The 23,622-nt window shown below is 44.1% G+C and carries 18 protein-coding genes and 2 pseudogenes; 6 read left to right on the plus strand and 14 right to left on the minus strand.

From position 1 onward, the window contains the following. Positions 1 to 289: 289 nt before the first annotated feature. The 3 genes from C8R11_RS04845 (at position 290) to C8R11_RS04855 (ending at position 6,041) form a co-directional block, all read left to right on the plus strand. Positions 290 to 4,180, plus strand: a complete 3,891-nt coding sequence (locus tag C8R11_RS04845; protein WP_107794726.1) for an ATP-binding protein — start codon at positions 290 to 292, stop codon at positions 4,178 to 4,180. Then, positions 4,170 to 4,448, plus strand: coding sequence for a response regulator (locus C8R11_RS04850; protein WP_146159072.1), 279 nt, complete (start codon positions 4,170 to 4,172; stop codon positions 4,446 to 4,448). Before C8R11_RS04845 ends, C8R11_RS04850 begins: the two co-directional genes overlap by 11 nt. Before the next feature lie 417 nt (positions 4,449 to 4,865). Further along, on the plus strand, positions 4,866 to 6,041 hold the full coding sequence (locus tag C8R11_RS04855; protein ID WP_107794728.1) for a response regulator: 1,176 nt from the start codon (positions 4,866 to 4,868) through the stop codon (positions 6,039 to 6,041). Positions 6,042 to 6,278: 237 nt separating this feature from the next. Here the strand turns inward: C8R11_RS04855 and C8R11_RS04860 are convergent, their stop codons facing one another. Further along, entirely contained in the window at positions 6,279 to 7,313 is a 1,035-nt protein-coding gene (locus tag C8R11_RS04860) for a DUF21 domain-containing protein (protein ID WP_219908542.1), read from the minus strand. Between the two features lie 452 nt (positions 7,314 to 7,765). Here C8R11_RS04860 and C8R11_RS17050 point away from each other — a divergent pair. Both C8R11_RS17050 and C8R11_RS04865 read left to right on the plus strand, forming a co-directional pair. Beyond that, positions 7,766 to 8,487, plus strand: a pseudogene (locus C8R11_RS17050) (CoA-binding protein); the annotation flags it as partial. Between the two features lie 21 nt (positions 8,488 to 8,508). Continuing rightward, a complete protein-coding gene (locus C8R11_RS04865) occupies positions 8,509 to 10,350 on the plus strand; it encodes a bifunctional acetate--CoA ligase family protein/GNAT family N-acetyltransferase (RefSeq protein ID WP_342352456.1) in 1,842 nt (613 codons plus the stop codon). 75 nt (positions 10,351 to 10,425) lie between these two features. Here the strand turns inward: C8R11_RS04865 and C8R11_RS16065 are convergent, their stop codons facing one another. The 10 genes and pseudogenes from C8R11_RS16065 to C8R11_RS04920 form a co-directional block, all read right to left on the minus strand. Next, positions 10,426 to 10,602: a P-loop NTPase family protein gene (locus tag C8R11_RS16065; protein WP_181258158.1), complete on the minus strand. Its 177-nt coding sequence runs from the start codon at positions 10,600 to 10,602 to the stop codon at positions 10,426 to 10,428. 77 nt (positions 10,603 to 10,679) lie between these two features. Further along, positions 10,680 to 12,323, minus strand: a complete 1,644-nt coding sequence (locus C8R11_RS04870) for an acetolactate synthase large subunit (RefSeq protein ID WP_107794729.1) — start codon at positions 12,321 to 12,323, stop codon at positions 10,680 to 10,682. 26 nt (positions 12,324 to 12,349) lie between these two features. Beyond that, positions 12,350 to 13,903, minus strand: a complete 1,554-nt coding sequence (locus C8R11_RS04875) for an FMN-binding glutamate synthase family protein (protein ID WP_219908543.1) — start codon at positions 13,901 to 13,903, stop codon at positions 12,350 to 12,352. 133 nt (positions 13,904 to 14,036) lie between these two features. Continuing rightward, entirely contained in the window at positions 14,037 to 14,420 is a 384-nt protein-coding gene (locus C8R11_RS15875) for a DUF3179 domain-containing (seleno)protein (RefSeq protein ID WP_342352457.1), read from the minus strand. After that, positions 14,416 to 14,895: pseudogene (locus C8R11_RS17125) on the minus strand (DUF3179 domain-containing (seleno)protein). The gene C8R11_RS15875 and the pseudogene C8R11_RS17125 overlap by 5 nt, the downstream one beginning before the upstream one ends. 15 nt (positions 14,896 to 14,910) lie before the next feature. Next, positions 14,911 to 17,049: an FAD-dependent oxidoreductase gene (locus tag C8R11_RS04900; protein WP_107794731.1), complete on the minus strand. Its 2,139-nt coding sequence runs from the start codon at positions 17,047 to 17,049 to the stop codon at positions 14,911 to 14,913. Between the two features lie 196 nt (positions 17,050 to 17,245). Further along, complete coding sequence (locus C8R11_RS04905) at positions 17,246 to 17,887, minus strand: DUF3047 domain-containing protein (RefSeq protein WP_107794732.1); 642 nt, start codon at positions 17,885 to 17,887, stop codon at positions 17,246 to 17,248. A 141-nt stretch (positions 17,888 to 18,028) separates the two neighbouring features. Continuing rightward, complete coding sequence (locus C8R11_RS16070) at positions 18,029 to 18,316, minus strand: anti-sigma factor family protein (RefSeq protein ID WP_107794733.1); 288 nt, start codon at positions 18,314 to 18,316, stop codon at positions 18,029 to 18,031. Further along, positions 18,289 to 18,849 (minus strand): sigma-70 family RNA polymerase sigma factor, encoded by a 561-nt coding sequence (locus C8R11_RS04915; protein ID WP_107794734.1) that lies wholly within the window; start codon positions 18,847 to 18,849, stop codon positions 18,289 to 18,291. The genes C8R11_RS16070 and C8R11_RS04915 overlap by 28 nt, the downstream gene beginning before the upstream one ends. Before the next feature lie 174 nt (positions 18,850 to 19,023). Next, positions 19,024 to 20,289, minus strand: coding sequence for an alpha/beta fold hydrolase (locus tag C8R11_RS04920; RefSeq protein ID WP_107794735.1), 1,266 nt, complete (start codon positions 20,287 to 20,289; stop codon positions 19,024 to 19,026). A gap of 209 nt (positions 20,290 to 20,498) precedes the next feature. Here C8R11_RS04920 and C8R11_RS04925 point away from each other — a divergent pair, with 209 nt between their 5' ends. Further along, positions 20,499 to 21,275 (plus strand): MEDS domain-containing protein, encoded by a 777-nt coding sequence (locus tag C8R11_RS04925; protein ID WP_090701968.1) that lies wholly within the window; start codon positions 20,499 to 20,501, stop codon positions 21,273 to 21,275. 150 nt (positions 21,276 to 21,425) lie between these two features. On the opposite strand, the gene C8R11_RS04930 is transcribed toward C8R11_RS04925, so the two are convergent. The 3 genes from C8R11_RS04930 to C8R11_RS16075 all read right to left on the minus strand — a co-directional run bounded on the left by C8R11_RS04930 (position 21,426) and on the right by C8R11_RS16075 (position 23,617). Next, the gene (locus C8R11_RS04930; protein WP_107794736.1) at positions 21,426 to 22,202 is read right to left on the minus strand and encodes an HNH endonuclease; all 777 of its coding nucleotides are present in this window, start codon (positions 22,200 to 22,202) and stop codon (positions 21,426 to 21,428) included. A 775-nt stretch (positions 22,203 to 22,977) separates the two neighbouring features. Further along, positions 22,978 to 23,310 carry a DUF1840 domain-containing protein gene (locus C8R11_RS04935; protein WP_107794737.1) on the minus strand — a complete coding sequence of 111 codons (333 nt, stop codon included), beginning with the start codon at positions 23,308 to 23,310 and terminating at the stop codon, positions 22,978 to 22,980. A 169-nt stretch (positions 23,311 to 23,479) separates the two neighbouring features. After that, on the minus strand, positions 23,480 to 23,617 hold the full coding sequence (locus C8R11_RS16075) for a hypothetical protein (protein WP_181258160.1): 138 nt from the start codon (positions 23,615 to 23,617) through the stop codon (positions 23,480 to 23,482). Positions 23,618 to 23,622: the final 5 nt, after the last annotated feature.

Here is a 23,622-nt window from a genome sequence, read left to right on the forward strand (position 1 = left end):
GTTCACGGACACTGTCTTGGCAAAGCGCAGGCATCCCTCCACATCACCTGATTCAAAATAAAAAATTGTCAAAAAAAAGCAGATCGATTTCACGATTACAATAGATTGTCGAAATCTTCGCAGTCGCGACTCTGTTCATCATGAAGCATGATATGCGCTTATCTACGACCCAGAAATAATATATCTATAGACAAATTTAGATCATTTTTTAGCATCTTATCACGACTTAATCTTATTAAATATTCGGTTACGCTAGTAGTATTATTTACAATTACCCCTGAATCTATAGATGCCCCAAGATATACAAGGCTTAGATGAATACATAGCTACACCTGCAACAAGATTAAGCAATCCCTTTGCAAACCCTTCATGGATGAAAATGCTTCTTGTGGCACTGGTGTATTTTGCCTGTGCATATTTCAGTAGACTGGTTAACCTCCCTGATTATTACAATTTGTTTACCGGCTTACCAGCTGGACTCGCTTTTGTAACATTTGTTATTTGGGGACCACGTTTGTGGCAATTTATCTGGATAAGTGCTTTCGCGGCTGATCTCCTTCATTATGTAAATCAAGTTCACGATGCAGAATCGATTGCCATCAATATAATCACTGCTTTTTTTACCGCAAGTGGCGCGATTACTCAGGCACTGATCGGCGCATATCTGGCAAAACCGTTCGTTAAAAACGCTAATAAGATCTTAAATATTGTGGAAACCACGGTTTTTCTTTGTAGAGCTGGTCCAATTGCATGCCTGATTTCTACCACCATTAATACGTTTGTTCTATATCAATTCCATGGATTGCAGGACAATGCAATAATCATGATAACTTGGATGTCCGGATATACGCTTGATATATTGGGCATATTATTACTCGCTCCGGTTATTTTTTATACGCAGTCATATATGCGCATTGGAAATGGCTGGCGACGTCGAATTGTCATCGTCACCACTTCATTGTTTGGTACTGCTGCGTTGCTATTAGCAGGACTGTGCTTATTCAATCATAATGAAGCGCGTAATTCGCGCATTATATTTGAAGAAAAAGCCAATGAAATCAATTTTCATGCCAGAAATGCAATCAGAATTGGCGAAGACCGCCTACGTAACATAGCTGCCTTGAGCAAGAGTAATAATAGCTTGACTTCCTCTGAATTCGTAATTTTTAATCAAACTGCTGGATTACCAGAATGCGTCATTACTTTTTCCTGGATCCCGAATGAAGCATACGGCGTAACAGCTGGGACATTTACACATCGATTAATCTATCCAGAAGATCATGAAGCTGACCTTTATGGTAAAGATATTGCCGAACAAGTCTCTGGGCCTGCCCTTCAGCGTACTATGAAAACTGGACGACTTACCCTAGCTAGTTCAGTCGATTCAAACAAACCAGTGTGGTGGTTGATTTACCCCGTGTTTGCTGACATTTCTTTAGATACCAAATCGACACCTGACAGCAAGTTGCTTGGTTTTGCAGCAGCACAAATTAATATGCAGTTGTTCTTTGAAGATTTAGTTAACACAGCGGATCATATGAACATTGCACTACGGATAAAGGGTATGGCTAGCTGGCATCCGTCAGAGACATTGTTAGAACACAGGGTGCCCGCTCAGTCTGCGCCAGACCTTAAATATTCACTGAGTAAACATTTTGCAGGCGAAGGTTTGCAAATTGAAATGTGGAGTCTTCATGTACCGGAGTTTGGTTGGGAAATAGGTTCAATAATATTTCTATTATTTGGACTCATATTCATGATTCTGATTAGCGCATATTCTTTCAATACACTGAATTATGGTTTTTATTTAGAGCATCAGATAACGAAACGTACTCGTGAAATAGAATTGCAAAATGCCAGAACCAACGCACTGGTGGAAAATTTAAAAGATGTGGCTTTTACCGTAGATGAAAATGGTATTGTGCAGTCGATCAATCCTGCAATAACGCATATTTTTGGTTACACAGTAACAGAAGTTATTGGGTCCAGTATTACTTTTTTGATTCCAGAAATGGTTTGCAGTTTAACCAACTGCTGGCTCCAAACAAAAGAAGCAAAATCGTTTGAATTAGAGAAAGAAACAGAAGCACAGCACAAAAATGGTCATTTTTTTCCAATTCGTTTAACTATCGCTGAATATAGTGTGGACGGGGAGCGTTTTTTTTCCGGGGTACTACATGACTTACGCGAACAAAAACGATTAATGTCTGATGTCGAAGCGGCACGAGATAAAGCTGAGGCAGCCAGTCATGCAAAATCAGATTTTCTGGCTGCAATGAGCCATGAAATTCGAACACCAATGAATGGCGTAATTGGCATGCTCGAAGTACTGACTCAATCCAGTTTACGACCAGATCAGGTAGAAATTGTCGAATTGGTAAGGGAGTCAGCGATTGCACTACTCGGCATTATCAATGACATTCTTGATTTTTCCAAGATTGAGGCGGGTAAGCTGCAACTTGCAGATGAACCACTATCAATTGAGAAAGAAACCGAAAAAGTGTGCGCCTTGCTTGACCGTATGGCTGAACAAAAAAATGTTGAATTACTCATGTTCGTTGACCCGGCAATTCCTGGTCGATTGCAAGGTGATGCATTACGTTTACGCCAGATTCTTTATAATTTGATTAACAATGCTATTAAATTCTCAAGCAAATTAAAAAGACAAGGATACGTGTCTGTGCATGTTAAGCTTGCTTCTCCTGAACAAGGGCAGACATGGATACAATGCGAAGTATGCGATAACGGCATTGGCATGAGTGAAGAAGTGCAATTACGGTTGTTTACTGCTTTCGAGCAAGGTGAATCTTCGACTACACGGCGTTTTGGCGGAACCGGGCTGGGACTGGCCATCAGTCGTCAGCTTGCCAATATGATGGGAGGAGAAATCACCGTTCAGAGTACAATAAATGAGGGCAGCATCTTTTTTGTACGATTGCCGTTTACACATCGGAGCGCCGATAAACAGAATGAATCTATGCCTTTAGCGGAATTGTCATGTCTTACTATCGGTTCTGAAGGTGGTTTCATCTCAAATGCTACGCGTTATTTAACACATGCAGGAGCGCAAGTACAACACGTTGAAAGTATCAACGATGTTAATGTACACGGGACAACTTCATCTGGGAAACCATGGGTTTGGTTATTGGATACCAAAGTAAATTTTTCAACGGACTTACTTCGTACAATAACCAATCAGTATGCACAACAAAATATACGTATTATTGTTATTGGCCGTGGAAGACGCAGAAAACCACGTTGTATAGGAGATAACATTTTTCTAGTTGATGCTAATGTGCTGTCTCGCCGTAATTTAATACACACAGTGGCTTTAGCTGCCGGCTTTGCTCAAGAGGAAGAACTGGCAAGCAGTAACGAATCTTACGCTACAATCACAGAAACGACCGTTTCTGAAAATAATCTATGTTTGGGTAATCCGATTCTGGTTGCAGAGGATAACGAAATTAACCAGAAGGTTATTCAACGTCAGCTAACCTTGCTTGGTATAAAGGCAGATATAGCAAATAATGGCCGTGAGGCACTCAGACTATGGATGACCAATAAATATGCATTGCTGCTGACCGATGTGCATATGCCTGACATAGATGGTTATCAACTTACCGCTGCCATACGTGCAGAAGAGACAAAAGCAAATCTAAATCGTATGCCAATTATTGCACTCACTGCGAATGTGCTAAAGGGTGAGGCTGAACACTGCAAAGCATTAGGAATGGATGATTATCTTTCGAAGCCAGTACAGTTGGCCGTTCTGAAAGAAACAATAGAAAAATGGTACAGCCTGACGGAAATCAAAGATAACGCATATCCGGAAGTAGCGCCTATGGATGTCAATATTTTAAAAAAATTAGTTGGCAATGACGAAACAGTAATAGATGAAATGTTATCCGCATTTCGTACAAGTGCTACCAGAATCGAAAGCGAGCTACAGATTGCGTGCGAAGCTTTACTTTGTGATCGAGCCAAAAAAGCCGCACACAAATTGAAATCTTCCGCGCGCAGTGTTGGCGCCCTGAGGCTGGGTGATGTATGCGAACAGATCGAGCAAGCGGGTAAAAATGGAGAAGCTGAGATATTGGGAGATTTGTTTGCCAGGTTTGAATTAGAAATGGCTTCTGTGAATAGTTATCTGGTTAAGTCTATAAAGAGTAATGAGCAGTAGCGCAGCGATGAGGAAAAAACTCAACGATAAAAAACGGATTGACAATATTTGGATACTCGATGATGAGTCCGTCATGCAAAAACTGCTGACACATATGCTCACAGAACTGGGGTATTTTTGCTCTGTTAGTTTTACGAGTGCGGCTACTGCGCTAGCTACGTATCACTCACTAAATGACTGGCCAGAGATGGATGGTCTTGAGTTTATGCGTCACTTGGCCGGGCAGCATTATACTGGTGGCCTGATTCTGGTCAGCGGTGAAAAATAACTGTACGCTTCGGGTCGCCGGAGCTGCTAGCCAGGCAATATCAGCTTTCTATACCAGGGGGACTATGTAGACTTTTTGCATTAGCAGATTTTTCTGCATTGTTTGAAAAGTATTTTTCCTTGGAAACTAAAGTACCGCAAAGTAACAGTAAAGTTTATGGGGCGGAGGCTGTACGTGATGCGATTTACAAAGGTCAACTCGTCAATTATTACCAACCAAGGGTTGCAACAAGTACGGGTAAGATAATTAGCGTGGAAGATGTCAAAGATTAGAAGTTTTTATTCGCCGCAAATTATGCTCTATTGGTACAAGGTTATTTTATTGTGCATCCTATCCTGCTGCTGATGTGTTTGATTGGATCCAAAATTAACACTCATGCTCGCATGCTAGATATATTACCAAAGGAAAACAATTGTTATGAATCGTTCTTTGACTAGTAATGCCTCCATACTTGTAGCATCGGACAACAGAAGCGATGCAGATGTCGTGCAAAGATTACTTTCCACAGATTATCCTAATACGATAACGACAATAGACCCGGATCAGGCCTCAGCAGACTTCGATCAGCATCGCCCGGAAGTACTGGTACTTGTTTTTAAAGAACTGGAGAAATCACAGCGTTATTATTTAGGATTGTATCGACAGGGTTGCGCTGTTCAGCTTCAACCCCATCGCACAATCGTTTTATGCGGCAAAGATGAAATCCATCACGCTTACAAACTGTGCCGGGAAGGAATATTCGACGATTACACACTATTCTGGCCTATGACGATTGATTCATCCCGTCTTCCAATGTCTGTTTTCCTGGCATTGCGTGAACAAGCTAGTCTCAGAGTTAGCACACCAACTGCAGCTGATTTTGCTGCTCAAGTACGACGCATTGCAACACTGGAAAAAATGCTGACAGATCAATTGGCACAGGGAGATAATCGAATTGATGCAATCGGCCAAGCTGTTACATATGCCACCAATCATGCAGCTTCAGCACTTGAAAATTTTTCACAACGGCTCATACAGGGTAATTTAGAGGATATCGTTGCGGTAAAAAGTGCTGACAAGTTACAACGCGAACTTGGGCAACTCAAGCGGGACGCTATTGAAGCACCGCTTCATACACTTACGCGGTCGGTAAACCCACTCAAACAATGGACTAATGAATTTCGCGAAGCGAATAATACTCATCTGGAGTCTTTACGTACGCTAAACTCGCTTGCTAATACCATTCAACCATCACTATTGATAGTAGATGACGATGAATTTCAGCATAAAATTATTAACTCTATTCTTAAAGAAGAAAGTTATAACTTGATGTTTGCAGCAAAAGGTAGTGACGTGTTTAATATCGTACGAAACTCACGCCCTGATCTTATCTTAATGGATATCATGTTACCCGATATCAATGGAGTAGAAATAGTAAAACAGATTAAAGCTGTTACACGCCTTGCAAAAATTCCAATTATTATGATTACAGGCGAAAGTAAAAAAAATTTTATTATGGCGAGCCTTGAAGCTGGTGCCAGGGATATAATCGTCAAACCTTTTGTGCGTGACATATTATTAGAGAAAATAAAATACTCACTGGATAATCCGTGAATACGCCATGACGTAGCTTAATAGATCCAGACGCATCAATTTGCAGATAACGGTGAAACACTCCCTTTTTTATTAATCCAACGGGCACGTTATTGATGCGCTATTTCGCATGCCGCTGTTCCATTATGGACATACACAAGATGGATAAGCAATAAAAAAGGCCATGGAAGCAAAATGATTAATATGCTCGAGTAACATTAAACTAAACGACACACAAATAACTTATAAAACATAATGTTATTTTATAATATCGCGTTTTGTGATACCACGCAATAATCGACCGAGAATATCTGCTCCCGTAATAACCCGTTTTTCATCAGACCAGATGAGAATAAGATCATCATCGACGACATCATCCACCATCGAGTTCGGATTCACCTGCAAACGGGATAATATCTTTCCGAGCAAAGTGTTTGGATCCTTGACAATAATGGGACGATGACAATAAACATAAGGATTGACCGGCCCTGACCCGAACAGTGCTTCACGTAGAAAGGCATTAGCATTCAACACCATGCGGGGCTGATCATATTCATCAATAAGAATGATCCACTTTTTGCCGGAACGGTTGATTTCGAGCAGAAACGGGTCCAGGGCACGCCGTTCAAATTGCGGAAATATCAGCCTGCCATCTTTTGATGGCAGGCTGATTATGCTATCTGGATCGACATGCTCTCCTTCCTGCGTGACTGAAATGTCATCCAACGCTAAAAAATTCAGGGCGCCGATACCTTCCAGACGTTCCACATCCGATTCTTCAGCCTCAATATGCTTGCGAATCAGGGTTCGCAAATCGCGTTCCCTGAAATACGGGATACTCTCCTTTCCTAACCACCAATCCAACATCATCGCTGAAGGTTTTGCAACCGGAAAAAGAATAACCTGATAAATGCGTATCAATGGAGCAAGCAATGCCCCCATACGCATAGCATGACGGGAAAAATAAGCCTGTGGAAATATTTCACCAGCAAATGTAATCAGTATTGTTGAGAAGAAAAAAGCAGCCACCCCAGCCATGACAGAATTGGATAACAGCGTTAGCAGAACATTAATCCCAACATTACCCCATAAAATGGTAGCAAGCAGGAAATTGAAATCTTTACGCAAGATCAAAATCTTTGCCGCATCTGTATTCCCGGCGGAAACATCTACTTCCAGATGCAGCCGGCTGATACCCAGCAATGCCAAGTTTAAACCTGAGAACATAGCGGACTGACTGATACAAAACACGATGCCAATCCAGATCAAGGTGTCAATCGGCAAAACGCTCATATTTTAAATGATAGTAGGATTGCGGTTTTATAATCATAACCAATATTCACATAATATACCGGGTACCAGGACATTTCTCTGAATAAATAAAGCGGTTACCAAAGAATGGTTTCAAAACGATCGTTGTTTCAATGAAAAAATAACTGCTACACTAGTACTCCAACAACTTAGAGATGACAGGTACAGCGTTCACAGGATGTTTCGTCCCAAAGCGCAGCGCGATGACAGCGCATCCTGTGATCGCCCGGCGGGTTAGCTTTTCAGCGTTACTGGCGGGGCAAGTTTCGCCGACAAGGGGCATAATCAATATGCATTCTGGACCTGTTTTTAACGCCACAATATCAACACAGATAGTTTTTCAACAGACTGTCAGGGATTAAATAAAGCGTATGGGTCAACATTATCTGGATTATTTATTCGCACCTAACGCCATTGCCGTATTCGGCGCCAGCATGAAATCCGCATCAGTAGGAACCCGTTTATTTCAGAATATTATCGCAAGTGGTTTCGCAGGTCCTGTTTACCCCATCAACCCTAAGTACAACAACCTGGATCAACAGACATGTTACCCCTCCATACGCGCGATTGACAAATCTGTTGACCTCGCTGTAATCGCTACGCCAGTGGCAACTATACCGGAAATCATCCATGAATGCGGTGAACAGGGCGTGTGCACTGCCATCATCCTCTCCGCCGGTTTCGAGGACGCACAAGGCGAAGCCGGTATCTATCAGAAGTCTGTACTGGCAGAAGCACGCCGCAAAGGTATCCGCATCCTTGGACCGAATTGTCTCGGCTTAATTCGTCCTGTCAATAAGTTAAACGCCACCTTCAGCAAAAACAATGCGCACTCCGGCAATCTCGCTCTGGTATCACAATCGGGCGCGTTATGCACTGCGATCCTCGACTGGGCCATGGCGCGCAGCATAGGATTCTCCGCCGTGGTGTCACTGGGTAATGCGCTTGATATCGGTTTCGGCGAGGTGCTGGATTATCTCGCACTTGATCCCCATACCGAAAGTATCCTGTTATACGTTGAAGGTATTCGTGATGCGCGCGCATGAAACCGGTTATTGTGTTGAAGGTTGGCCGTCACCATGAAAGTGCACATGCCGCACTCTCTCATACCGGCGCCATGGTAGGCGCCGACGATGTATTTGATGCAGCTCTGCGGCGCGCCGGTGCGGTGCGTGTTATGACTATCGAACAATTATTTTCAGCCGCCCAGTTACTCGCCACTACGCATCGTGCGCAGGGCAACCGTCTCGCCATCGTCACCAATGGAGGTGGTCCGGGTATTATGGCCACTGACCGGGCAATTGACTTGGGCGTGGCAATAACGCAGCTTACTGAAACAAGCATACAACAACTAAACGCTGCTTTGCCGCCACATTGGTCGCACGGCAATCCGATAGATATTCTCGGTGACGCCACCCCCGCGCGTTATCGCAGCGCAGTCGAAATCTGCTTGCACGACACTCATATTGACGGAGTATTGATAATCCTTACGCCACAGGCAATGACAAAACCGCTACAAGCTGCAAAAGCGGTGATTGAAGCGTCTACGGGTACAAACAAGCCAGTGCTGGCCTGCTGGATGGGTGAACCACAGGTAAAAGCTGCGCGAAAGCTGTTTGCAAAGCATAAGATACCCTTTTTTCCAAATCCCGATGTTGCCGTTGAAGCCTTTACCTATCTTGTCAGCTACCACCGTAACCAGAGATTATTGATGCAGGTCCCGGAGCCCTTGATGCGTAGCAGCGGGTCTGATATCAACGGTGCACACATGATCATCGATGGTGCTCTTGCAGAACGGCGCACCACGCTTAACAGTCTTGAGGCAAGAGCATTGCTGACCGCATTTGGGATAACCGTGATGCCTGCAATTTCAGCACGATCGGGCAATGAGGCGTTGGTTGCAGCAGAATCCCTTGGATTCCCCATTGCAATGAAAATCAATTCACCGGATATCAGTCATAAGTCCGATGTCAATGGCGTGCAATTAAATATCGCTAACGCACACGCAGTACGCGGTACTTATAACGAATTGACCGCCACCGTCCAGGCACTATGTCCCAACGCTAAAATAGAGGGTGTCACGATAGAACGTATGCACCATCATCCTCATGGAAGAGAGCTCCTGGTCGGCGTGATTCGTGACCCTGTATTTGGCCCGATTATCAGCTTTGGTGCAGGGGGCACTATGGTTGAGTTATTACTGGATCATGCCGTAGCCATTCCACTGCTCAATGATTTTATCATCACAGACCTGATTAACCAGACCCGCATCTCGAAACTGCTGGGGCAATTTCGTAATTTTCCTGCCGTGAGTATTCCCGCCATACGAAATGTGATGCGGCGCTTATCAGAAATGGTGTGCGAATTACCACGCATTTGTGAGCTCGATATCAATCCGCTTATTGCTGATGAAAATGATGCGGTGGTATTGGATGTCCGTGTAGTCGTTGATGCACAGGCACCGATGCTGAAACCCTACGGACACATGGCCATCCACCCATACCCTGCTCACCTGCAGAGACAGTGGCAACTTGCCGATGGCACTGACATTATCATCCGACCGATACGACCAGAAGATGCTGAAATAGAACAAACCTTTGTGCATAATCTTTCACTACAATCGAAATATTTCCGTTTCATGCAATCGCTCTATGAACTCACGCCGCAAATGCTGATCCGGTTCACTCAGATTGATTATGATCGCGAACTGGCATTGATCGCCGTCATCAGTGCAAAGCATCGAGAGACTGAAATCGGTGTAGCGCGCTACGTAACAAACCCCGATATCGAAAGTTGCGAATTTGCTCTGGTAATTGCCGATCAATGGCAACAAAAAGGTATCGGATCACGACTCCTGACCTGTTTGATAGAAGCTGCGAAAGCTAAAGGATTCAAAACAATGGAAGGTGAAGTACTGGCGAACAATACCGCTATGCTCCGATTGACCAAGAATCTTGGATTTACGTCGCACATTAGTCAAGACGATCCTGCTATCATTGCGATCTCCAAAGCGCTTTAGTATCCTCATTACTGGTGTATTTCCAAAGACGTAAAGGCGCCCTCTCATTCCTGCATACCAAGCTATCTAAACCAATCAATACATTCGGCGGCGAAAAAGCCAACCGGCTGGCGACAAATTAAAAAAAGCGATCACCACCATCGGCCAGTATTGCGGTGCAAGTTGTTCGATTCCGGCGCCTTCCAGAAACACGCCGCGCACTATGATCAGAAAATAGCGCAGCGGATTGATTAGTGTCAGAGGTTGTCCCACTTCCGGCTGTTGTATCAGCGTATGGTTTTAATTCCGCAACAACAACGCAGATAGTTTTTCAACACCTGCTGAAGCAATCAATCGAACGATTGACTCAACGTTCTGATTTCCTTGTTCAGAATCCTGTCGTTATCAGCATAATCCACAGCGACTTCAATAACATGCACACCAGGTTCGATAAAGCAGTTTTTCATGAGTGGCTCCAATTCATCACTGGCTGCAATCCGGTGACCATACGCCCCGTAACTTTGCGCATATTTGACAAAATCAGGATTACCGTAATCGAGCCCAAAGTCTGCAAATCCCATTTGAGTCTGTTTCCATTTGATCATGCCATAAGCATTGTCGCGTAAAATAATAATTATGACATTTAAGCTGAGGCGTATCGCCGTTTCAAGTTCTTGCGAGTTCATCATGAAACCACCATCACCGCAGATCGCAACGATTTTTTTTTCAGGATAAATAAGACTGGCTGCCATTGCGGAAGGCAATCCTGCGCCCATAGTTGCAAGTGCGTTATCCAGCAAAATCGTGTTGGGTTGATGCGCTTTATAGTTACGCGCAAACCAGATTTTATAAATCCCGTTATCAAGCGCGATGATGCCATCATCCGGCATGACTTTTCTCATGTCGGCAACCAGTCGCTGCGGATACATTGGGAAATGTGAATCATCAGCCCTTTCCTGCAGATGTGTCTCAAGTTTCTTCTTTACAGCTAATAAATAAGAGAAATTCCAGCTTCTTTGTGGCTTTATTGTCTCAGATAAACGCTCGATACTATCGGCAACATCACCAATCACGCTCAGTTGGGGATAATAAACCGGATCAATTGGCGCAGTAACATAATTAACATGAATCACTTTGCAGTGATTCTTTTTCATAAAAAAAGGCGGTTTCTCTACAACATCATGCCCCACATTAATAATCAAGTCAGCATGATCTATGGCGCGGTGCAGAAAATCATTATCAGATAATGCCGCTGTACCCAGGAACAGCGGGTTCCGTTCGTCAACCACCCCTTTTCCCATTTGTGTGGAAAAAAACGGAATGCCCGTTTTCTCAACAAATGATTGCAGCCAGCCGCAGGTTTGTTTTCTATTGGCACCAGCACCAAGCAGCAATACCGGACACGCAGCATCCTCGATCATGCTTGCGGCCGCCTCAATTGACCGGTTATCCGCAATCGCGCGATGAAATAAACTTTTTTGAATAACGGGCATATCGCTTATGTCGCTGGCGATATCTTCCGGAAGTTCAAGGTGTGCCGCCCCCGGACGTTCATCTTCGGCAACACGAAAAGCTTCTCTGACATGCGCCGGGATACTGTCAGCTCCGCGGATCTGTCGTGTGTATTTTGTTAACGGGTGCATCATGTCAACGACATCTACAATCTGAAAACGACCCTGTTTGCTGCTTTTTATGGGTTTTTGCCCGGTAATCATCACCATAGGCATTGCACCAAGCTGTGCATAAGCGGCAGCAGTAACGAGATTGGTTGCACCCGGCCCCAGGGTTGCTAACACCACACCGGCCCTGCCGGTTAAACGCCCATAAGTTGCAGCCATGAAACCCGCCGCCTGTTCATGCCGGGTAAGAATCAGTTTTATCGAAGACGTCCTTAATGAATTCAAGAAATCAATATTTTCTTCGCCCGGAAGGCCAAAAACATACTCCACGCCTTCGGTTTCCAGCGCTTTTACAAAAATATCAGTCGCTTTCATAAAATTCTTAAACTTGTGTATATTCTTTAATTGATGACTACCAGCCCTTCATCACAACTGGCAATATGCTTATCAGGACAAAAGCTATCGGCAGACGCTTCCTTGACATCTTTTTCAAGATACGCTGGATAAGGTTCCTCCAGCAAGCATCCCGGCGTGAGATACGGAAACAGTTCATCGTATCGCTTAATACAAATCTGATCTACCCGCCTGAATACATGCGTTCGATTGACCTGTACTATGTCACTGAGACCCGCCGAAGCCAGAATCTCCATCAAAGCCTTGACTGTTTCCCGGTGGAAGTTTGCGACTCTTTGCGATTTGTCCGTGACAACCAGCCCTTTGGTCAATCCTGCATTCTGGGTCGCCACACCTGTCGGGCAATCATTAGTATTACAGATCAAAGATTGCACGCATCCCAGCGCCAGCATCATTCCCCTCGCGCTGTAACACAAATCTGCACCGATGCTTATCAGCCTGGCCATATGAAAACCGGTGAATATCTTTCCAACTGCAATCACTTTGACATCTTTTTTCAAATTAAAACCTGTCAAAACATCACAAACAACTCGCAGTCCATCCCTTAATGGCATGCCTACGGAATTACTGAATTCAAGTGGTGCGGCACCGGTCCCACCCTCTGCGCCATCCACGGTGATAAAATCGGGCCTGATCCCGGTTTTGACCATTGCTTTACATAATGCGACAAATTCGCTGGGTCTGCCAACACACAGCTTAAAACCGACCGGCTTTCCTTTCGATAAGTCCCGTAATTTCTGTATAAAAAGCATCATTTCAACCGGATTTGAGAAAGCGGTATGCGCTGGCGGGGAAACGACTGCCACATAAGGTTTCACACCACGAATCCTGGCAATCTCCGGCGTATTCTTCGCTGCTGGCAAAATACCACCATGACCGGGCTTGGCGCCTTGGGACAATTTGATTTCAATCATTTTAATATTTTCATGTGCAGCGGTTTCGGTAAATTTCTTTTCGCAAAAAAAACCCGTCTCAGAACGACAACCAAAATATCCGGTTCCAATTTGCCAGATTAAATCGCCATTATGCGCCAGATGAAATGGAGTAACGCCCCCTTCCCCCGTGTTATGTGCAAAGTTTCCTGTCTTGGCACCCTTATTCAGCGCACGAATGGCGTTATTACTCAAACTACCAAAGCTCATTGCCGAGATATTCAACACGCTGGCACTATAGGATTGTTTGCAATTGGCCCCACCAATTAATATCCTTGGGTCAGCATCTTGGTGTTTTAAATGAAAAGCTGCTATTGAATGCGCAAACCATTCATAACCCTGGCGATATGTGTCAATTTTTGTGCCATAAGGATTTGTGTCCAGATTGCACTTGGCACGCTGGTATATGACCGAACGAAACATACGATTAATTGGCGCGCCATCAATATCAGATTCGATAAAGTACTGCCGCACAAATGGTCGGGCAAATTCCATTAGCCAGCGGCCACGGCCAATCAACGGGAAATTGCGCCTCAGCGAATGTTTCGTCTGCACCATATCAAAGCAGCCAATAACAATCAAAGGCACAGCCAGCACTAGTAAAACCATCCCGATTTTTGGCCAAAAGAAACTGAGTGCAACGATTAAAAATAGGCTCAGTAAAGATACGAATACAAATACGATTCTCATTACATCCATCTGTTATCAGGGTTAACTATAAGTTTGAGCTGTCGTGTTTCCATCAGATTATTGAGTCCGGTAAATCTCGGTCTGTGGTTGAAAGGCATACCACGCAAACCAGAATAAAACGAAGCCGGGCAACGGTTCCATCTGCATCAAATATTTCGGCTGATTTATGGTTATGATCATACCGGATTTGAATCGGGTGTTTACCAGACATGTCATTAATCTTACCCGATTCTTTAGCAAGTTCTAGAAATGGATAGGCTTTGGTCTGTCCATCCAGAATCAATCCCAACACCTGTTCCTTGGGACGATAACCTTTCGAGCGAAAACGCACCGGAAACATAACATCGCTGTCTTTCTCATATCCGTCATAGGGATTCGTCCGGTATATAACCTGTCTCCTGTCTCCTGTCTCCTGTCTCCTGTCTCCTGTCTTAATACGAGTATATTCGGATGGTGGTTACACCAATCCCCAGGTTGACCACGGCAGACAACATAGTTCCTTTCATGGATCCGGTTACTGCCTGAGACAAAATTTGTAACCATAAAGATTGCGTCTGACGATCGTACATCAATACATCGTCATTATAAAGCAGCCCCGAGACACTGATTTATAAAACTTCCATTCACTTCTGCTTTATTAGCCGTACCGGAACGGCATAGCGGGCAGTAAGTAATAATAACCTCCTCGCCGCCAAAAACCGGTCATTGACAATTTCATGCCTGTTCAGAATACGCAGTGGATAAGCCTTGCTGTTGCCATTCCGTGTTGATGCCGGTACGCGGCCAGTATCCCGCAGAAAACGTGCTTGAGAGGCTTTGACGAAGGTGGGATTGAGATGGCTGATTTTGACATTGCCGGCTGAAACAGGCTTGTGTTTGCCACAACATAAACAAACACAGCAACAATATATGTTTCAAAAAATTTTCTATTCTCCACCTCTTCGATGCGTATGATATTTTTCCACCCAGGTCAGCAGACGCTGCGGTACATGCGCACGCTTCCATTCTCCTGCTGCATATTTATTGGCTTCTGACCAGGTAGGATAAGTATGTATCGTACCCAATATTTTATTAAGACCCAGACCGTACTTCATCGCCAGCACAAATTCCGCTAGCAAATCACTGGCATGCTCACTTGCTATAGTGACGCCAAGGATGCGATCCTTGCCCGGCACCGTCAGCACTTTTACAAAGCCATGTGCAGCCTCATCAGCAATGGCGCGATCAAGATCATTCAGGTCATAACGCGTTATCTCAAATGCAATACCACGTGCATTGGCCTCTCCTTCCGAAAGGCCCACTCGGGCAATTTCCGGGCTTGTAAATGTGGTCCACGGAATCACGGAATAATCCACTTTGAATCGCTTCAAGCTCCCAAACAACGCATTGACCGACGCATACCAGGCTTGATGCCCCGCTGTATGTGTAAACTGGAACGGTCCGGCTACATCGCCGCATGCGAAGATATTAGGATAAATTGTCTGTAGCCAGGCATTGGTTTCAATTGTCCGTTTTGACGTAACCGGGATGCCAAGTGCTTCAAGGCCAAAACCTTCCGTACGCGGCACTCTGCCAACGGCGCATAACAACGCGTCAAACGACAGCGCTTCTTCATCACCATCTTCATGGCGCACAATTAAACGTTGTGTGCCGTTTTCCGCTTCACAACGCACAGCTTCAACCTGCGTTAAGATGCGCACGCTGTCATCCTGCAATGCCGCTTTTACCAAGGCAACTGCGTCTGTATCTTCGCGCATCATCAAATCTCCTCGCTCCACCTGCGTTACCTGACAGCCAAGACGGGCAAAAGCCTGCGCCAGTTCGCAACCAATGGGACCACCACCGAGCACAACCAATCGTTCAGGACGTTCTGTCAGCGACCAGATAGTATCGGATGTATAATAACGAACAGCGTCCAGTCCCGGTATTTCCGGTACAGCAGGTCGTGCACCCGTTGCAATAACGATTGCCCGCGTAGTCAGCGTTTGCCCGTTCATTTCGACTGTCCAGGGAGAAGTGATGCGTGCATCACCTTGCAATACTTCCACGCCCAATTGCGTATAACGTTCTATTGAATCATGTGGCTCCACCGTTTTAACGACCCGGCGCACACGCGCCATCACTTCGGCAAAGTCATAACTCAGATTTGCTTCTGCGACACCCAGCGATTTAGAATCGCGCACTTGCTTGATAAAACCAGCTGAACGAATCAGCGCTTTAGAGGGGACGCAGCCGTAGTTAAGGCAATCGCCACCCATCTTGTGACTTTCGATGAGTGTTACTTTTGCGCGTGTAGCCGCTGCGATATAGGCGGTGACTAATCCTGCAGCACCAGCACCAATTACTACCAGATTACGGTCAAACCGGGCTGGTTTAGGCCAGCGCGCATAGAGGCGGCGTCGCCTGGCCATGCCAATACCCCAGCGCGCAAGCCATGGAAATGCGGCCAGTAAAATAAACGATCCGATCAACTCAGGCGATAAAATATCAGACAAACTGGAAATTGCAGCCAACTGGGTCCCGGCATTGACATAGACCGCCGTACCAGCCAGCATGCCAAACAGACTGGCCCAGAAAAAAGTGGCGCTACGGATAGCAGTCAACCCCATCAAGAGATTGATAAGAAAAAAAGGGAAAGCAGGCACCAGGCGCAGGGAGAATAAATAAAATGCCCCATCCCGTTCCAATCCCTTATTGATAGTTGTCAAACGATCGCCAAAACGGCGTTCCACTGTTTCACGCAGTACATAGCGCGCCACCCAGAAAGCCAGGGTTGCACCAATTGTGGCAGAGACCAGCACCACCGGTACGCCAACCCATAACCCAAACATGGCACCACCAGCAAGCGTCATCACAGTGGCGCCGGGTAAGGAGAGTGCTGCCATAACAATATAAGCAGCCGAATATATGCCAATAATCAACAAAGGCCGGGTCTGATAAGACTGCTTCAGCTCTTCATGCCTCGTCTTGAGTGTTTCCAGACTAAAAAAATGATGCAGATCGAATGCAAAAAACAATCCAATCATCAGGCCAAGCAAAATGAGTATCCACCAACGCAGCTTCACGGTTCTTTCCTTTTTATATCAGTCATTTAATTATAAATTATTGCGCTTTATACTATGTAAAATATTCAATTAACAAGCCATTGAAAAACGTTTTAGATGAATGCAAAAAAGCATAAGTATAAGAAATAAGTATTTTTTTCTGTTTTAAACGTCTCAGCGGTAACGCAAACTGTCTTTCAGTAATCTGTTATACCGTTCATTGTGCAGTAAACCAGATATCCCCATACCATGCCGTTGCAGAAGCGCCAGTATTATCAGTGTCGGTCATAATTGCCACGGCATCAATGACACTAGGCTCTTCCCCAAATAAGCGCCGGTAATCGGCAAGCACATCGCGGCTCTCATTCATCCAGCGGCCAACATGGTCGGATCCTGATTGTATGGCGATCATGCGCGCATTATTCGTGTAGGCATTGAGCCAGTTGCTATCAACAGGCTGCTTATTTGACCATACATAGTTAATCGCACGTGTGCGCCAGAACATGACTCCGCCGGAAAAAACCACATAAATGCGTGCTGGATAATCATCACCGGTTTTGGTACGTTCGTCGTTACCCATCAGAATGTTAGCCACTTTCCAGTCCCAGTTGAGTATGGGCGTTTTGTTTAAATCAATACTGACTGCACGATACAATCCAGATGCAGAAGCACTGCTGTCAGCACGCAAAACCATTCCATCTGCTTCACGTTCGAACGCATAGACTGTTTGCCCGGCAAACACTTTTGACTGCCATCCGCTAAGATCACCCTGCGAAAAATGAGCAATACCGACACGTTCACTCTCCGCCCATGACACAATAGGCACGAAAATTACAATCCAGCAAAGCAGTTTATGCATACATACCACAAGTGTTATGACACGATGCCACGAAACCGTTCACCAGTGACAAGTCTCAATCCCCGTAACATCCGCGAATCGGTTAATGTATCGTTAAAGAAACACATTACAACGAGTGCCTTACGGGCATTATCAATACGATTATTGATCCTTTTGCTTATTCTGCAAAGCATTGGCAATTCGCTGTCTGGCTTCGTCAGTCAGCTGAAAATCAGGATCGATTCTGGAACGGCGCGAGGCTTTCTTCAAAAACGCAAGCTGCCGGATGAAATTGGCGCAACTACGGCATAGCAACAAATGTATTTTTAGCATGCCTCTTTCCCAAAATGGCAACTTTTGATCTATTGCGCGTGAAGCCAACAGACTGGCTTGTTTACAATTCAACATATATTTCCCGGCAATCAATCTTTCCAGTGGATCTTTAAACATTTAATCAGGGATAACCGGGCACGATGCATGATCACCCAGACATTGGTCGGCGTAATCGAATAATGCTTACAAATATCCTCGCTACTCGTCTCGTGTATTTCTTTGGCAAGAAATATTTCCACTTGTTTGGGCTTTAGTCCGGACAAACATTTCTGGAAGATTTTCCAGAATTCCTTCTGCTGAAATAATGATTCGGGACTGGGAAATGTATCCGGTTTCTCAATCCAACTGCCATTGGTTTTAAAAAAATAATCCAAATTATCTTCGTCATCCTGATCAACCAGATCGCCAATGGCCACTACGCGCCCTTGCCGCCGGAAATAATCAACCATCTTATGCTTGAGTATGCCGGTAAGCCAGGTTCGGATAGTTGATTGATTGGCAAAATTATTTTTTGCAACAATTGCTGCAAGAAATGTTTCCTGAACCAAGTCTTCGGAGACATGCTTATCTTTGACCTTTAGAAATGCATAGCTGTACAGATAATCACCATGTTCATTCAGCCAAGTCTGTGTATTCAAATCGTCATTCATAATATCTATAAAACGTGTTAATAACCTGCTGATTAATCATGTTTCATACAATCATTTACTAGCGGACAGGCATCCGTGGGCATACGCTCTTGTTTAACAAAACCGCACAAAGGAGAGATCAGATTCAGTCAAGATTGTTTTCATAGTGCATTTGCTGCATATTAATTATGGTGACTACTCTGAGAGACCATGCAAAACGCGCAGTTCCCGAATCATCTGACGCTCGTCACCTTTCCATATACCATGATTGCCAATATAAACGTCAGCGAGTGCCTGATGGCCCATTACACGACGGATAAAATTGATGATTGTATCGGTCACACAGTCCGGATTGTCCGTTGCGGGAAAATGGCCCGCCCGCGGGATATAACTAATCTGCACATCTTTCGTGCCGAGCACATGCGCGAACCGCTGTGTCTGTGCAGCTGGCATCATGTTGTCATATTCACCCCACATAATCAGCGTTGGGACGGCGATCTTCTGATAGTCTACGCCATTGGGATTATGTAGCGAATGATAAGGTAGCAACAAAGCCGGACTCAGAATAGCGGCTCTGTCTGACAGTACACGCAGGTTGTGCAGCTTCAGACGCATGGTTGTTGAACGGGCAACATCCGTTATGCCATCATTCGCGCCATTACGCTCATAATCGACATCGATGTAGGGAAAAGTCAGGTATCGTAAATTGTATTGGTTGTACTTCGATGGGTCATAAACCATCGACTTGAGAATCTGTACCAGCGTCTGATCAAAGGCAGCGAACAGCATGGCAAATTGCGCATCGCCCTCGGGTGTATTGGGAATTTCAGAAGCTCTGCCGATCGCCTGTATTTCATTAACCGGATAACCGTCGAAAGCGACAGGATCCATTTGTATCAATGCTTCCAGACGATCGTTATGTCTGGCGGCGTAATGCGAGGCTATACCGCTTCCCCAGTCATCAGCAATAAAAATAAATTTGCGCCCCGGATATTCCTGCTGCATCAGTTTTTCGATGTAATCAACATCGTTAATCCAATACCAACAATCATTCGGAGCCGGATCATTTTTCCGGCCATAAAGGCGAGGCTTGGAACTTTCTCCCATCCCGAGCATATCTATTGAAATCGTTTCACAAAAGCGTGACACCTGCCCCTGCACTTCTTCCCATTGTGTACGATTAGTCGGTACGCCATGCAAAAAGAGGACCAGCGGCCCCTTATTACCCATTTTCGTCCAGGCTATTTCAAAATGATCTGACCAATTCGTATCGGCGCTGTGCGCCCCTCCAATTTGAAGCAAACCTTCAGCAGGCGCCCTGTATTGAAAAATGCCATATTCGGGTGCACCTCTTGAACGATAGATGGATAAATCGGGCAAATTGCCAGCGCCCCTTTCGGGCGGGTGACTTAATGCACTGTAAAAACCGCTGCTATCTGATGTGTCGTGCTTTAAATCCATTTTGTCATCCTTATTGGTTTTTTAAAAAATCACAATATACTAAAATCTTTAATATTCAGCTTATCTTTAATATACATTGATGATCATTAGCGATCAAATAAAATTTTTGCTATGCTATAATAAAAATCAAAGTTTCTGTGACAGCAACCCAAAAGCGCAATACCACTCCATCAGGAAACAAATTAATTAAGCATTGAGGAGAAATTTAAATGAACGCAACTGATAATGCCGCTGAGTCGCTGCTTAATATCAAGCAAGCGGCAAAAATCCTGAATGCCAGTGAAATTTCATTAAGGCGTTGGACTGATTCTGGCAAATTGCCATGTTTACGAATCGGAGTCAGGCGGGAAAGAAGGTTTCGCTTGAGCGATCTTCTGGCCTATCTTGAACAGAATCAGACACAAGGTACCATTACTCCACTGGAGCGGGCCTCAACAAAAATTGCACACATTGATCTAGAAGGTATCTCAATTAATTATGGCACTCACTTATGTGCCTTCTATGACACTGATTTGGGGCGATTAAAACTGGCATTACCCTTTTTACTTGACGGACTGCGGGCGGATGATCGCTGTTTTTTGATCGCCACCTGCGAAGTTCAAACAATTATTATCAATGAACTTCGCGACGTCAGACCCTGTATTGACCGGGATATCCAGGATGGCCGGCTTGTCTTATCAGAAGGTATAGCAGACGGCACACAGCTATATACTTTTTTTGAAAACGCTTTTCTAAATGCCAACAAACAGGGTATCAAAGGCCTGCGGGTGCTGGGAGACATGGCCTGGGCATTACAAAAAGGTGTTGGGACTGCAGAATTAAATGATTTTGAAACGCGTTACAATCAGGGTTTGGGACACCGATTTCCAGTCGTCAGTTTATGTCAGTATGATGCCCGTTTATTTTCAGGCACTGCAATTTTGACTGCACTCAAATGTCATGATGACACTTATCACTATCCATTAAATCATTTTCTGGGTGTCTGACTCAATCCGGAAATTGACAGCTCGAAGCTGTCGAACGCCACGCGCAGACTGCTTGAGCAAAGACACAAACAGTACAACACCAACTGACCACGTCACTCCGAAGCTGGCTGACTTTTCTTGATAATTACCATTTTGAAAGACCACGCACGACTATTTACGAAAGACATTCTGATGATGCCAATTTAAATACTCTGCATTAGGACTAAAGCGAAATGGCATATGAATTTGTTGGTTATCGAACCTCAAAAACATGTCCTCATATGTCTGTATTTTTTTACCTTGCATAGAAGAGCTGACAAGGATTTTATAATGTGAATCTATCCCTATAAATCCTAAATCAAAGGCTTTGTCATGTAGCGAACATAATGAAATACCATTTGCAGGGTCGGCTCTCGATTCTATTTTCTTTGACCATGGCACTATATGAGAAGCAATTAACAGTTCGGTATGGTTTAAACTGCATATGGAACATTTATTATGATAACTTGAAATTACAGCCTTCCTAAAGAAATGCTGTACTGTCCTGATTTTAATCTGAGATACGCGCTCAGTCTCTTCAAACTTTTCAAAATCATATAAGAACGGCTTTGCTGTAGATTCACTAAGATCTGTAGTCCGATCAGTGTGAAGCATTTCGTTATAGGCTGCCTCTGAAGCTAAAATCATTTGTTCTGGGTTTAACAAAAAATCGAAAATAATTTCAGCATCTGCCTTGCTGGCACCCTTTAATCCTTTGCCCTGCATTGCTGGATCTAAGCTTGCAAAATTACACAGCTTCATTGCAAGAGAGCTCGGTGTTCTGCTTAGATATTCTGAAACTTCAACAATTCTTGGTTGCCGCGAATGAAATTGCCCAAATTCCAACTCACAGTATATTTTGAGTGCTACCAGAAGCTCTTCCCGTATCCATTTACGCCGAACATTCATCCACCTGACTCCTTCTAAAAGTTACATTATCATAATAATGTCAACGTATAAATGGGACTGTGCTTAGGCACGGCATGGTAATAAGGCATGTACAATCTAGAAAATCAGCAAGTTATCTAGGCTTAGCAACAAAAGTCACCGATACCAGGTAACCGGCATGTCTATCGCGACCTAAACAAAATGGTTCTAGAAAGAGCGAGAGGGCTGTATACCGATGCGCAGAGTAAACTTACTTCGTGCGAAAAAATCAAAAAAATGACAATGGAATTAAGGCACAAAGAAAAATCATGGAAATTTCTAGGTCTGCGGGGAGTTCTCTCATGGTTCAATGTAGGCAAAAGAGATGCTGATTCCTAAAGAAGCAGCCGATATGCTGATACCATCAGTACCCGCCCTGCCACCTGTCATTCAATTTTAGTAATTCAGCAAATCCGGTGTAAATAGCAACTCATCAATACAGCTATTAGGCCAAGCTGGGAGTTTAATGATTTCTCTTTGGACCATATGACTGTATCGAACCCTTTGGGTTGAGCGGCACCAAACAGGATTTAGAGCCTGCCTTGTCAGCTTTATTCATCCAGCAATAGTCCGCGAGAGATAGGGATTCATAAAAAACTCTAAAACCATTTTTTTATAGTGTCTATACGATTATGAATATTATAGTTACTCACAAAGTTACTCACACATTGACAATGCACTCGATCAATTTGACCTATTAAATTTACTTTAAACAAAAACATTTAAAATACATTCAGTATCAATTTGTTTAAAAAATTTATTCCCACATTACATTACAATCTGCTTCAATTGCGGCTGTCAGTAGATCAATTAAAGGCAGCGCTCTATTAGCTATACTCACTACAGGTTCGTCTTCGTCTTGGTCTTGGTCTTGGTCTTCGTCTTTATCTTCATTATCATCTTCAACGGCTGGCGGAGAAATTTTTTCTTCGTTAATACCGGATTTTAATCGATTTAGCGCCGAAGGCACATCTGCCGCCAAAATAGCGCCAGGTATGGTGGCGCTATGCCCCATCATTTTAATCATATGAAGCGCAACATCTTTAAACATGCTTAGGTTACCTACATCAGTTTTAAATGTTACAAGCATATAATTTCCAACTAATAATTAAAGGTACTTTACTTGTGTATTATAGTTAGAATCTACATCACCTGGCGACAAGTTTCAGACATCTGACTCATTGGAAGGCATACTGGAATTTTGGAGCATAACCTGTATTTATTTTAGATTCTTTTAACTTATAACTATCGTTAGTACGCTAATTTTGGCTATCTTTCAAACGAATCAATCTCGGCCAGTAGCCATGTATCCAAGCATACTCTGGTGGTGTGTCGATAGTAACAAAATAAACCCGTTTCTTATTTTTTCTTTCAGCCAATAAACTCTGTATTGTCATTCTAT

The organism is Nitrosomonas aestuarii (genome assembly GCF_003046585.1).
Taxonomy (GTDB): domain Bacteria; phylum Pseudomonadota; class Gammaproteobacteria; order Burkholderiales; family Nitrosomonadaceae; genus Nitrosomonas; species Nitrosomonas aestuarii.

What these genes read in the sequence shown, in the direction of transcription:
- C8R11_RS04850 (WP_146159072.1), top strand. Translation starts at nt 4,170, where the DNA reads ATGAGCAGTAGCGCAGCGATGAGGAAAAAACTCAACGATAAAAAACGG.
- C8R11_RS04920 (WP_107794735.1), bottom strand. Translation starts at nt 20,289, where the DNA reads ATGGATTTAAAGCACGACACATCAGATAGCAGCGGTTTTTACAGTGCA.
- C8R11_RS04905 (WP_107794732.1), bottom strand. Translation starts at nt 17,887, where the DNA reads ATGCATAAACTGCTTTGCTGGATTGTAATTTTCGTGCCTATTGTGTCA.
- C8R11_RS04915 (WP_107794734.1), bottom strand. Translation starts at nt 18,849, where the DNA reads ATGAATGACGATTTGAATACACAGACTTGGCTGAATGAACATGGTGAT.
- C8R11_RS04860 (WP_219908542.1), bottom strand. Translation starts at nt 7,313, where the DNA reads ATGAGCGTTTTGCCGATTGACACCTTGATCTGGATTGGCATCGTGTTT.
- C8R11_RS04925 (WP_090701968.1), top strand. Translation starts at nt 20,499, where the DNA reads ATGAACGCAACTGATAATGCCGCTGAGTCGCTGCTTAATATCAAGCAA.
- C8R11_RS04930 (WP_107794736.1), bottom strand. Translation starts at nt 22,202, where the DNA reads ATGAATGTTCGGCGTAAATGGATACGGGAAGAGCTTCTGGTAGCACTC.
- C8R11_RS04875 (WP_219908543.1), bottom strand. Translation starts at nt 13,903, where the DNA reads ATGGTTTTACTAGTGCTGGCTGTGCCTTTGATTGTTATTGGCTGCTTT.
- C8R11_RS16070 (WP_107794733.1), bottom strand. Translation starts at nt 18,316, where the DNA reads ATGTTTAAAGATCCACTGGAAAGATTGATTGCCGGGAAATATATGTTG.
- C8R11_RS04845 (WP_107794726.1), top strand. Translation starts at nt 290, where the DNA reads ATGCCCCAAGATATACAAGGCTTAGATGAATACATAGCTACACCTGCA.
- C8R11_RS04865 (WP_342352456.1), top strand. Translation starts at nt 8,509, where the DNA reads ATGACTATCGAACAATTATTTTCAGCCGCCCAGTTACTCGCCACTACG.
- C8R11_RS04855 (WP_107794728.1), top strand. Translation starts at nt 4,866, where the DNA reads ATGAATCGTTCTTTGACTAGTAATGCCTCCATACTTGTAGCATCGGAC.
- C8R11_RS04935 (WP_107794737.1), bottom strand. Translation starts at nt 23,310, where the DNA reads ATGCTTGTAACATTTAAAACTGATGTAGGTAACCTAAGCATGTTTAAA.
- C8R11_RS04870 (WP_107794729.1), bottom strand. Translation starts at nt 12,323, where the DNA reads ATGAAAGCGACTGATATTTTTGTAAAAGCGCTGGAAACCGAAGGCGTG.
- C8R11_RS16075 (WP_181258160.1), bottom strand. Translation starts at nt 23,617, where the DNA reads ATGACAATACAGAGTTTATTGGCTGAAAGAAAAAATAAGAAACGGGTT.